Here is a 12,256-nt window from a genome sequence, read left to right as displayed (position 1 = left end):
TGGAGGTATTGTATGAGCAAAGAACTACACATCAACACAATTTTGGCCCAGGCGGGAATCAAGTCAGATGAGGCTACAGGTGCCTTGGTAACACCGCTTCATTTTTCAACAACTTATCAGCATCCAGAGTTCGGTCAGTCTACGGGATTTGACTATACCCGTACTAAAAACCCAACTCGTAGTAAGGCGGAGGAGGTCTTGGCGGCAATCGAATCAGCAGACTATGCCCTAGCAACGAGCTCAGGAATGGCTGCGATTGTACTGGCTTTTAGTGTTTTTCCAGTAGGAAGTAAAGTCTTGGCTGTTCGTGATCTGTATGGGGGTTCTTTCCGTTGGTTCAACCAAGTGGAGCAGGAAGGCCGTTTCCATTTTACCTATGCCAATACTGAAGCAGAGTTGATTACTGAGCTGGAAAATGATGTGGATGTTCTCTATATCGAAACGCCAACCAATCCCTTGATGTTGGAATTTGATATTGCCAAACTAGCCAAACTAGCTCATGCCAAGGGTGCCAAGGTAGTGGTGGACAATACCTTCTACAGTCCGATTTACCAACGTCCGATTGAAGATGGTGCGGATATCGTTCTTCATTCTGCCACCAAGTATTTAGCAGGGCACAATGATGTCTTAGCTGGGGTGGTTGTGACTAATAGTTTAGAACTATATGAACAACTTTTCTATAATCTCAATACGACAGGTGCGGTCTTGTCACCATTTGATAGTTATCAGTTGATTCGTGGACTTAAAACTCTACCTCTTCGTATGGAGCGTTCTACAGCCAATGCCCAAGAAGTGGTTGCCTTTTTGAAGGATTCACCTGCAGTTAAGGAAGTGCTCTATACAGGACGTGGAGGCATGATTTCCTTTAAAGTAGTGAATGAAAAGCGTATTCCTCATATTTTAAATAGCTTGAAGGTCTTTTCATTTGCGGAAAGTTTGGGTGGGGTGGAGAGTCTGATCACCTATCCGACGACTCAAACCCATGCGGATATTCCAGCAGAAGTGCGCCATTCCTATGGCTTAACAGATGACCTCTTGCGCTTGTCAATTGGGATTGAAGATGCTAGAGATTTGATTGCGGACTTGCGCCAAGCTTTGGAAGGATAAGATAGATATGGGAAAATATGATTTTACAAGCCTGCCCAATCGTTTTGGGCACCATACCTATAAATGGAAAGAAGCAGAAGCTGACCGAGAAGTTCTACCAGCCTGGATAGCAGATATGGACTTTGTGGTTTTGCCTGAGGTTCGACAAGCTGTACAAGCCTACGCAGATCAGTTGGTCTATGGCTATACTTATGCTAGTGATGATTTGATTGAGTCGGTTCAGGACTGGGAAGCTACACAACACGGCTATCACTTTGACAAGGATGCCCTCGTCTTTATAGAGGGAGTGGTACCAGCTATTTCAACAGCTATTCAAGCCTTTACAAAAGAAGGAGAGGCTGTTCTGATTAACACACCGGTCTATCCACCTTTTGCCCGCAGTGTCAAACTCAACAATCGCAGATTGATTACCAATTCTTTGGTGGAAAAGGACGGGCTGTTTGAGATTGACTTTGACCAGCTGGAGAAGGAATTGGTGGGAGAGGATGTCAAACTCTATATCCTTTGCAATCCTCACAATCCTGGTGGACGTGTTTGGGAAAAGGAAGTGTTAGAAAAGATTGGTCATCTCTGCCAAAAACATGGTGTTTTGCTTGTTTCAGATGAGATTCACCAAGATTTGGCCCTCTTTGGTCACAAACACCAGTCATTTAATACCATTGATCCTGCTTTTAAAGACTTCGCCCTTATCTTGAGCAGTGCCACTAAGACCTTTAATATTGCTGGGACCAAGAATTCCTATGCAGTTATTGAAAATCCCAAGCTTCGTGTTGCTTTCCAAAAACGCCAGTTGGCCAATAACCAGCATGAAATCTCAGGCTTGGGGTATTTGGCGACAGAAGCTGCCTACCGTTATGGCAAGGACTGGTTAGGAGAGTTAAAAGAAGTCATCGAGGACCACATTAACTATGTAGTGGATGTTTTGGGCAACGAAACCAAGATTAAGGTCATGAAGCCACAAGGTACCTACTTGATCTGGCTTGATTTTTCGGCCTATGACCTAACGGATGACCGCTTGCAAGAGCTTTTGAAGAATGAAGCCAAGGTTATCTTGAACCGAGGTTTGGACTTTGGGGAGGAAGGAGCTCTTCATGCCCGTCTTAATGTAGCTATGCCGAAGTCAGTACTGGAAGAGGTTTGCCAACGCATCGTGACCACTTTTGCTACACTTTAAAAATCCAGCCTTCTAGGAGAAAAGTCTTCCTAGAAGGCTATTTTCATAGGGGAAAATGTGGTATAATGAAAAGATAAGATAAAGGGGTAACTATGGCTAAATTGATTCCGGGAAAGTTGCGCATGGAGGGGGTTACACTCTATGAAACAGGCAACATTGAGATTATCAAGGAAAAAGGGAATCGCCTCTATACTCGTGTGGCGGGAGAAGACTTGCGCTACAGTTTAGAGGATGATCTGGTTTTTTGTGCTTGCGATTTTTTCCAAAAAAGAGGTTACTGTGTTCACCTAGCAGCGCTCGAGCATTATCTGAAGAATGATGAAGAAGGCCAGGTGATTTTACAATCCTTAGAAAAAGGACATGAAGAGCAAGAAGAGGTCGAAACCAAGGTTAGTTTTGGTGGTAGTTTTTTGGAGCGTATCCAACCTCAGAAGCGAGAGAAAATCTACACTTTGTCGGCTCAAGGTCAGGTGGAAGCTGGGACCAATCGTTTCCTTTGGACTCTCCGAATCGGTTTAGTTGATAGTCAAAAATATTATGTCATTCGTGACATCCCTCTCTTTTTGAAGGTTTTGGTCCATCGAAAGCCATACATGATTGGGAAATACTATGAAAATGACTTGTCTTGGGAGTCTTTTGATACAGTTAGTCAAGATGTTCTTACTTTTTTATGTGGCTTGATTGAGGAGGGACTGAGTCAAGATCTCTTTTTTCCTAATCAAGGTCGTCACCTCTTTTTCCCTCTGACCTTTTTTGAGCAGGGAGTGGAGTTGCTGATGAACTTGGAAGATTTTCATTTTGAGCACCAGATTGATAGTTATGAGATTCTCCTCTTTCATGATTTAGATCCTGATGCAGACCTTTTCTCTTTTTACGTGCAAGAGTTCCCAGATTATTTTGAGATGGAGATTTCTGAAAGTGAGCGAGTCAACGTATTCTATGGGGGAGCGGTTCTCTTTCGTAAGGGGAATCTTTATCTCTTAAACCCTAAACAAATCAGCCTCCTAAAGGAAGTCAAGGAGCTTCCTCAGGAGGAAAGAGAGAGAAAATGCCTCCAGTTTGACAACAGTGATCGTGACCGCCTAGCCGCCTGTCTGCCTTTGTTTGGACAGCTGGGCACAGTTTCTGCTCCTGAGCGCTTGCAAATCAGACCCTTTTCACCAATCTTTTACTTTGATAGGGAGGATGACGGCCGCATCCGCTTGAATATTCAGTTTGATTATGGAGATGTTAAGGTAACTAGTCGTCAACAGCTGGAACAATTACCTTTTTCAAGTGATGCTGTCTTGGAAAACCAATTATTTCAAGTCTGTTTAGGGGCTGGTTTTGAGGCTGATTTTCAGTCTTGGAGACAGGCTTTGAAGCCAGAGGCAGTTTATTCTTTCTTTCACCATACGATTCCAGCTTTTGAGAAGTTGGGCCAGGTCTTCTTATCTGATGAGATGAATCAGCTCTACAGCGTCCAAGCTCCTCAGGTTCAGATTGAGTCCAAGAGAGGACTGTTGGAAATCCAATTTGATTTCCAAGGAATTGCCCAGGAAGAGATTGATCAAGCTCTTAAAGCCCTGACCAGCAATCAGGATTTCTATATCAGTTCTTCTGACCAAGTGTACTTTTTTGATGAGGAAACCAAGCAGATTCGTCAAAATTTGCAGGAACTGGGGGTTGAGCTAAAAGATGGTTCTTTCCAAGCGCGAAAATCTCTGGCTTACAGTCTGTCTCAGTTGTTTGAAGGTCGAGACAGGATCTCCTTCTCGGAAGAATTTCAGCACTTAGCTCATGATTTGACCCATCCAGAGGATTTTCCTTTGGGAGATATACGGGTGCAGGCGAGTTTGAGAGACTATCAGGAAAAGGGAGTCCGTTGGCTCCAGATGCTTCATCACTATGGCTTTGGTGGTATCCTGGCAGATGATATGGGACTGGGAAAAACACTGCAAACCATCGCTTTTTTGACCAGTCAGGTGACAGAAGATAGTCGGGTCTTGATTTTGGCTCCGTCAGGTTTGATCTACAATTGGGCAGATGAATTCAGGAAATTTGCCCCACAGTTGGATTTGGCTGTCGTTCATGGTTTGAAAGCGAATCGAGAAGCAATTCTTTCTGAAAATCACCAAATCTATGTGACTAGCTATGCCACCTTTCGTCAAGACAGCGAGCTTTATCAAGAGATGGCTTTTGATTTTCTCTTCTTAGATGAAGCCCAGGTCATGAAAAATGCCCAAACCAAGATTGCTCAGAGTTTGCGCCAGTTTGTTGTGCCGGCAGTTTTTGCTTTGTCAGGTACGCCCATCGAAAATCATTTAGGAGAGTTGTGGTCTATCTTCCAAATTGTGCTACCGGGGCTCTTACCAAGTAAAAAGGAGTTTATGAAATTACCGGCTGAGCGAGTCGCGCAGTTTATCAAACCCTTCGTCATGAGGCGTAAGAAAGAAGAAGTTCTTACAGAACTGCCTGATCTGATTGAAGTCGTCTATAAAAATGAACTGGAAGACCAACAGAAGGCTATCTATCTGGCCCAGTTGCAACAGATGCGAGACCGCCTAGCGCAAGTGACAGATCAAGAATTCCAGAGAAGTCGGGTAGAAATCTTATCTGGACTCATGCGTTTGCGTCAAATCTGCGATACGCCAGCTCTCTTCATGGACGATTACCAGGGAGCTAGTGGTAAATTGGATAGTCTCCGAGATTTATTGCTACAAGTGGCTGATGGTGGGCATCGGGTCTTGATTTTCTCCCAGTTCAAAGGAATGTTGGAAAAAATCGAGAAAGAACTCCCAGACTTGGGCTTGACCTCCTTCAAAATCACAGGTTCAACTCCTGCTCATGACAGACAGGAGATGACTAAGGCCTTTAACCAAGGGGAAAGAGATGCCTTTCTCATCTCCCTTAAGGCGGGTGGTGTTGGTCTCAATCTAACGGGAGCTGATACGGTTATTTTAGTTGACCTTTGGTGGAATCCCGCTGTCGAAGCCCAGGCTATCGGAAGAGCTCACCGCATGGGGCAGGAGCAGATGGTCGAGGTCTATCGTTTGATTACCAAGGGGACCATTGAAGAAAAAATCCAAGAACTTCAAGAACAAAAGAAACATTTGGTTTCCCAAGTTTTAGATGGTACGGAGTCGCGTGCGAGTCTCAGTCTGGCAGAAATTCGTGAAATTTTGGGAATTTCTGAAGCCAGCACTTGAAAAATCAAGACAATACGCTATAATGAAGTGTTGAAAGGAAATACAAAATGAAACAAGATCGATTTCCATTGGTGTCAGATGATGAGATCATGCTGACCAAAATGCCAGTCATGGACTTGTACGATGAGTCAGACTTTATTAGCAATATCAAAGGTGATTACCGCGATAAGAACTATTTGGAATGGTCTCCTATCAATGAGGAAGAAACCGTAGTTTCTCCAGTGGTTAATAAGGAGTCAAAGCCAAGTCCAGAACCTAAAAAAATTGAAAAAACCTATGCTGAATTGGCTCGAGAAGAGGCGCGTGCGGACTTAAAGAAGAAACGTTCAGCCAAGTATTTGACTCAGGATGTTAGTCATACTAGACGACACAATGGTTCAACACTTGTTCGTCAAGGAAACCAACCAACAGCACCATTTCAAAAGGAAAATCCTGGTGAGTTTGCCAAATTTAGTAAAAACTTGAGCCAGTCTCACTATATCTTAGCTGAGGAGGTTGGCCAAGTGGCGAATCCAACTCCGAAAACCCAAACGGAAAAAACTAAAAAGAACAACTACGATTTTCTAAAGAAGAGTCAAATCTATAATAAAAAGAATAAGCAAACAGAACAGGAACGTCAGGTTGCCCAAGAGTTGAATCTGACAAGAATTACTGAGTAGGGGAGAAAAGCATGTCAAAAACATATCATTTTATTGGAATCAAGGGATCAGGGATGAGTGCCCTAGCTTTGATGTTGCACCAAATGGGACACAAGGTTCAAGGTTCAGACGTTGAAAAATACTACTTTACTCAACGTGGACTAGAGCAGGCAGGGATTGCTATTCTTCCTTTTGATGAAAAGAACCTACAAGGTGATGTGGAGATTATCGCGGGGAATGCCTTCCGTCCAGATAACAACGTTGAAATCGCCTATGCAGATCAAAATGGTGTCAGCTACAAACGTTACCACGAATTCTTAGGTAGCTTTATGCGCGACTTTGTCAGCATGGGAGTGGCAGGAGCACATGGAAAAACTTCAACAACAGGTATGCTGTCTCACGTTTTGTCTCACATCACAGACACCAGCTTCTTGATTGGGGATGGAACGGGTCGCGGCTCAGCCAATGCTAAGTATTTTGTTTTTGAATCTGACGAATATGAGCGTCATTTCATGCCTTACCACCCAGAATACTCTATCATCACCAACATTGACTTTGACCATCCAGACTACTTTACAAGTCTAGAGGATGTTTTCAATGCCTTTAACGACTATGCCAAACAAATTACCAAAGGTTTGTTTGTATACGGTGAAGATCCTGAGTTGCGTAAGATCACAGCCAATGCGCCAATCTATTACTATGGGTTTGAAGCTGAGGGCAATGACTTTGTAGCTAGCGATCTTCTTCGTTCAACAACTGGATCAACCTTTACAGTTCATTTCCGTGGACAAGAATTGGGTCAATTCCACATTCCAACCTTTGGTCGTCACAATATTATGAATGCGACAGCTGTTATTGGTCTTCTTTACACAGCTGGATTTGATTTGAACTTGGTCCGTGAACACTTGAAAACTTTTGCAGGTGTTAAGCGTCGTTTCACTGAAAAAATAGTCAATGATACAGTAATCATTGATGACTTTGCCCACCATCCAACAGAAATCATTGCGACCTTGGATGCAGCTCGTCAGAAATACCCAAGCAAGGAAATCGTGGCAGTCTTTCAACCGCATACCTTTACAAGAACCATTGCCTTGTTGGACGAATTTGCCCACGCTTTGAATCAAGCAGACGCCGTCTACCTAGCGCAAATCTATGGATCAGCTCGTGAGGTGGACCATGGTGATGTCAAAGTAGAAGACTTAGCTAATAAAATCAACAAGAAACACCAGGTTATCACTGTTGAAAATGTTTCTCCACTCCTAGACCATGACAATGCTGTTTATGTCTTTATGGGTGCTGGAGACATCCAAACCTATGAATATTCATTTGAACGTCTCTTGTCTAACTTGACAAGCAACGTCCAATAAGGAAAACAGATGGAAATTCCAATCACTATAAGGCAAGCTACCCTATCAGATTTAGAAGAAATGTTGGCGATTGAAGAAGCCAATCCTTCATCAGAAGAGACACTTAGCCGCCAATCCTTAGAAGAGAGTATCCGCAAGTCTGCGGGTACCTTTCTTGTAGCTGGGGATGAAAATCAGCTTTTGGGCTATGTTTTAGGAGAAGCTCAGTCTGTTCATCCCAAATGGATAGAAATAAAATTATTGACCATTCATCCTGACCATTGGGGTCAGGGGCTGGGAACTCTTCTTCTTGCAGCCTTGAAACAGGTGACAGTCGAACTAGATTATCAAGGTATTCTTTTGCAAAGTCCTGATGAACTACTATCTTATTTTGAAATGAATGGTTTTGTTGAAGAAGAAGTGACAGAGAGTCATTATGGCAGTGGTTCTGAATGGTATCTGATTTGGGCAAATCCTTTTTATCAGGAGGAAATATGAAAATCAGACAAGCAAGATTTTCGGATTTAGATCGGATTATAGAGATAGAGCTAGAGAATTTTTCCCTTGAAGAAGCTATTCCTCGTTCGGTCTTTGAGGCGCATTTGCGGGAAATTCAGACCAGTTTTTTGGTAGCTGAAAAAGAGGGGCGTATTCTTGGTTATATCGAAGGTCCAGTCGTTCCGCACCGCCATCTACATGATCAGTCCTTTACAGAAAAAATAAAAGACTATAGTCATCAACCTGGAGGTTATATTTCTGTGACTTGCCTATCTATTGCCAAGGAAGCACAAGCTTTGGGAGTGGGGAAAAGACTATTAAAGGCTCTGAAAGAAGTCGCTTTAGAACATGAACGAGAGGGCATTAACTTGACATGTCATGACTACCTTATCGCCTATTATGAAAAACATGGCTTTGTTAATGAAGGAATATCCCAGTCAAGCTTTGCTGGGGAAACATGGTATGATATGGTCTGGCAGCCTGAATATAAAGAAAACTAGCTAGGGAATGCCCTAGTTGGTTGCTTTTCTGCGACTTTTAAGATATAATATTATGGATTGTCAACAAGGAGGTAATGCTTTTGACTGAAAAATCAAGAGAAGAAGAAAAATTAAGCTTTAAAGAGCAGATTCTACGTGATTTAGAAAGAGTAAAAGAACAAGATAGAAGAGAGAAAGAAGTAGAGATTCCAAATCTGACGGCTTCATCATCTCAAGCTAGTTCTGCAACTCCTTCAGATTTTGAACCAGAAACATCAACAGAAGAGTTGATGGCGGATTCCCTATCTGTTGTCGATAAAATCCTCAAAAATGCACCAAGTGTTCCTCCACGTCCAGCAACTGGAAGTGAAGATACAGTGACACTTGAGGAAGTGGGAGAACAGCCCATCATCGACAAGGTTGAAGTTGTAGAAACTGAAGAATCTGTACCTGAACCTGTTTTACCAAAGGTAGAACCAGTTGAGCTTAAACACGAAGAGAAAGAATTTAACGATACTCCGACTAAGATAGCGGTGACTTATAAGACGAAAGAGTCCGATGATTCAACTGCTCCTGAGAATGCGCTTGAAACACCTGACTCTACTGAGTTCTCAGACAGCTTAAGAGAAGAAACTCGTCGCAGTCGTCGTCAAGGTGCAACATCAACTAAGAAAAAGAAAAACTCAAAAGCCAAAGGTTGCCTAGTAACAGTTCTAGTTTTCCTAGTACTCGTTGTAGTTGGTGGTTACTTTGGTTATGGTTACGTTCAAGATTCTTTGAAACCTGTGGATGCGAGCTCTAAGGATTATGTAACGGTTCAAATACCAGACGGTGCAAATGTTCAAGAAATTGGAAGCACCTTGGAAAAATCTGGTCTGGTTAAACATGGACTTATCTTTAGTCTTTATGCTAAATACTATAGTCAAGCCAACTTGAAGTCAGGTTATTACAACTTGAAGAAGAGTATGAGTACGGATGAGTTGATTCAAGAATTACAAAAAGGTGGGACTCCTGAAGCTCAGGCACCTGTTCTTGCAAACTTGACCATTCCAGAAGGCTATACGTTGGAGCAAATCGCTCAAACAGTAGGACAACTTCAAGGTGAATTTAAAGAACCTCTTACTGCGGATGCTTTCTTGGCAAAAGCTCAAGATGAGACCTTTATCTCACAATTAGTAGCCAAGTATCCAAACCTACTTGGAAGTCTTCCAACAAAAGACAGTGGCGTTCGTTATCGTCTTGAAGGCTACCTTTTCCCAGCAACCTATACGATCAAAGACAGCACAACTGTTGAAAGTTTGATTGATGAGATGGTGGCTGCTATGGATAAGGCTATGTCACCATATTACGCTACGATCAAAGAAAAGAATCTGACGGTCAATGAATTGCTCAGCATTGCTTCTCTTGTCGAAAAAGAAGGTGCTAAGACAGAAGACCGCAAGAAGATTGCAGGTGTCTTCTACAACCGCTTGAATGTCGGTATGCCTCTTCAAAGCAATATCGCTATCCTTTATGCTCAAGGAAAACTTGGTCAAAATATTAGTCTAGCGGATGATGCTGGAATTGATACAACGATTGATTCACCATATAATGTCTATACAAATCTTGGCCTCATGCCTGGACCGGTTGATAGCCCAAGTTCGGATGCGATTGAAGCAAGTGTAAACCAGACAAAGAGTGAGTACTTGTACTTTGTAGCCAATGTTGAAGATGGTAAAGTATACTTTGCAACAACAAAAGAAGAACATGATCAAAACGTTGCAGAGCATATCAATAGCAAGTTACCTCAAGCAAGTAGTTCAAACTAAAATTATGTGGTTTTCCACATAATTTTGTTTTAAAAAAGTAAATAGAAAAGAAAGTTAAAAAAATGGCAGAAAAAACTTACCCAATGACCCTTGAAGAAAAGGAAAAACTAGAAAAAGAATTAGAGGAGTTGAAACTCGTTCGACGCCCTGAAGTCGTAGAGCGTATCAAGATTGCTCGTTCCTATGGAGACCTTTCAGAAAATAGTGAGTATGAAGCAGCGAAAGATGAACAAGCTTTTGTTGAAGGTCAAATTTCAAGTCTAGAAACAAAGATTCGCTATGCTGAAATTGTTAATAGCGATGCAGTTGCCCAAGATGAGGTAGCAATCGGTAAAACAGTAACAATCCAAGAAGTTGGTGAAGACGAAGAAGAGGTCTACATCATCGTCGGTTCTGCAGGTGCAGATGCTTTTGCTGGTAAAGTATCAAATGAAAGTCCGATTGGCCGTGCTTTGATTGGCAAGAAGACTGGTGATACTGCAACGATTGAAACACCAGTTGGTAGCTATGATGTCAAAATCTTAAAGGTTGAAAAAACAGCCTAAATAGGATGAAAAAGGAGTAGTGAAGGTTTTGCCTTGCTCAACTCCTTTTTGGTTTTTTGGATAAAAAGGAGACTATATGAGTGAAAATAAGAAGAAAAACAAAATGGAGCGTGGTTTAACCAATCGTCATGTTCAGGTGATGGCCATTGCAGGAACAATCGGAACTGGACTTTTCCTAGGTGCTGGTCGCTCTATCAGCCTTACAGGACCTTCTATCATCCTGATTTACATGATTACAGGAGCCTTTATGTTTTTGATGATGAGGGCTGTTGGAGAGATGCTGTATCAGGATCCAGAACAGCATACCTTTATCAACTTTATCACCCGTCATTTGGGTAAAGGCTGGGGATATTTCTCAGTTTGGTCTTATTGGCTGTCAGTTGTCTTTATCGGTATGGCAGAAATCACTGCCATCTCAGACTATGTCCGCTTCTGGTTCCCTACCTGGCCTAGCTGGCTGATTCAGCTTGTCTTTTTAACGATTTTGGCTTTGGTCAATCTGATTGCGGTTAAGCTCTTTGGAGAAGTCGAGTTTTGGTTTGCTATGGTCAAGATTGTGGCGATTTTAGCCATGATTGCCACTGGGGTCTTTATGGTTTTGACAGGCTTTAAGACACCGCATGGTGTTGCAAGTTTGGCAAATATCAGCGACCAGTTCTCTCTTTTTCCAAACGGAGTTATGAACTTTGTCATGGCCTTTCAAATGGTATTTTTTGCCTATCTGATGATTGAGTTTATCGGGGTGACAACTTCTGAAACAAAGAACCCTCGTCAGGTCTTGCCCAAAGCTGTTAAGGAAATTCCTCTCAGAATTATCTTCTTCTATGGGGGAGCTCTCATTGCGATTATGGCCATCATTCCTTGGTCTTATCTTAATTCTTCAGATTCTCCATTTGTAACGGTTTTTGAACTGGCAGGGATCAAGTGGGCGGCGGCTCTAATCAACTTTGTTGTCTTGACCTCAGCAGCGTCTGCGCTTAACTCAACTCTCTACTCAACAGGGAGACACTTATATCAGATTGCCCATGATTCGCCAAATCGTTTCTTAAAGGCCATTAAGGTCGATACCCTTTCTCGCCACAATGTTCCACAAAATGCCATCATTGCCTCAGCGATCTTGATTGCTCTGGCTGCCTTTATCAACGTGCTACCAGGTGTTTCAGATGCCTTTGCTTTGATAACAGCATCCTCATCAGGTGTTTACATCGCGATTTATATCTTGATAATGGTGGCCCATCTCAAATACCGCAAGTCACAAGATTTCATGGCTGATGGCTACCTCATGCCTCAGTATCGCTTGCTTAATCCCTTAACCATTCTCTTTTTTGTCTTTGTTTTTGTGACTCTCTTTTTGCAAGAGTCTACCTTCATGGGGGCAGTTGGTTCTGCTATCTGGATCCTTGTTTTTGGGATTTATAGTCAGTGGAAATTTAGAAAATAAATCATGAACTCATCAACTCTGCTTGGTGAGTT

Annotated in this window: 10 protein-coding genes; all 10 read left to right on the top strand. The window is 42.4% G+C overall.

Annotation, left to right across the window (positions count from 1 at the left end):
• Positions 1 to 12: 12 nt before the first annotated feature.
• The 10 genes from M1F63_RS06555 (at position 13) to M1F63_RS06510 (ending at position 12,224) form a co-directional block, all read left to right on the top strand.
• Positions 13 to 1,107: a cystathionine gamma-synthase gene (locus tag M1F63_RS06555; RefSeq protein ID WP_247941027.1), complete on the top strand. Its 1,095-nt coding sequence runs from the start codon at positions 13 to 15 to the stop codon at positions 1,105 to 1,107.
• A 7-nt stretch (positions 1,108 to 1,114) separates the two neighbouring features.
• A complete protein-coding gene (locus M1F63_RS06550; RefSeq protein WP_247941026.1) occupies positions 1,115 to 2,281 on the top strand; it encodes a MalY/PatB family protein in 1,167 nt (388 codons plus the stop codon).
• Positions 2,282 to 2,373: 92 nt separating this feature from the next.
• Positions 2,374 to 5,469 (top strand): pilus expression-regulating Snf2 family helicase, encoded by a 3,096-nt coding sequence (locus tag M1F63_RS06545; protein WP_247941025.1) that lies wholly within the window; start codon positions 2,374 to 2,376, stop codon positions 5,467 to 5,469.
• 47 nt (positions 5,470 to 5,516) lie between these two features.
• Entirely contained in the window at positions 5,517 to 6,128 is a 612-nt protein-coding gene (gene zapJ / locus M1F63_RS06540; protein ID WP_247941024.1) for a divisome accessory protein ZapJ, read from the top strand.
• 11 nt (positions 6,129 to 6,139) lie between these two features.
• The gene (gene murC / locus M1F63_RS06535) at positions 6,140 to 7,474 is read left to right on the top strand and encodes a UDP-N-acetylmuramate--L-alanine ligase (RefSeq protein WP_247941023.1); all 1,335 of its coding nucleotides are present in this window, start codon (positions 6,140 to 6,142) and stop codon (positions 7,472 to 7,474) included.
• Positions 7,475 to 7,483: 9 nt separating this feature from the next.
• On the top strand, positions 7,484 to 7,951 hold the full coding sequence (locus tag M1F63_RS06530) for a GNAT family N-acetyltransferase (protein ID WP_247941022.1): 468 nt from the start codon (positions 7,484 to 7,486) through the stop codon (positions 7,949 to 7,951).
• Positions 7,948 to 8,451, top strand: a complete 504-nt coding sequence (locus tag M1F63_RS06525; RefSeq protein WP_247941021.1) for a GNAT family N-acetyltransferase — start codon at positions 7,948 to 7,950, stop codon at positions 8,449 to 8,451. Before M1F63_RS06530 ends, M1F63_RS06525 begins: the two co-directional genes overlap by 4 nt.
• A 74-nt stretch (positions 8,452 to 8,525) precedes the next feature.
• Complete coding sequence (gene mltG, locus M1F63_RS06520) at positions 8,526 to 10,238, top strand: endolytic transglycosylase MltG (protein ID WP_247941020.1); 1,713 nt, start codon at positions 8,526 to 8,528, stop codon at positions 10,236 to 10,238.
• Between the two features lie 62 nt (positions 10,239 to 10,300).
• Complete coding sequence (gene greA / locus M1F63_RS06515) at positions 10,301 to 10,783, top strand: transcription elongation factor GreA (protein ID WP_000818765.1); 483 nt, start codon at positions 10,301 to 10,303, stop codon at positions 10,781 to 10,783.
• Between the two features lie 76 nt (positions 10,784 to 10,859).
• A complete protein-coding gene (locus M1F63_RS06510; RefSeq protein WP_042902072.1) occupies positions 10,860 to 12,224 on the top strand; it encodes an amino acid permease in 1,365 nt (454 codons plus the stop codon).
• Positions 12,225 to 12,256: the final 32 nt, after the last annotated feature.

Origin of the sequence: Streptococcus oralis (assembly GCF_023109155.1) — a bacterium.
GTDB classification, from domain to species: Bacteria; Bacillota; Bacilli; order Lactobacillales; family Streptococcaceae; genus Streptococcus; species Streptococcus oralis_BZ.
This window is presented reverse-complemented; position numbering and strand designations above follow the sequence as displayed.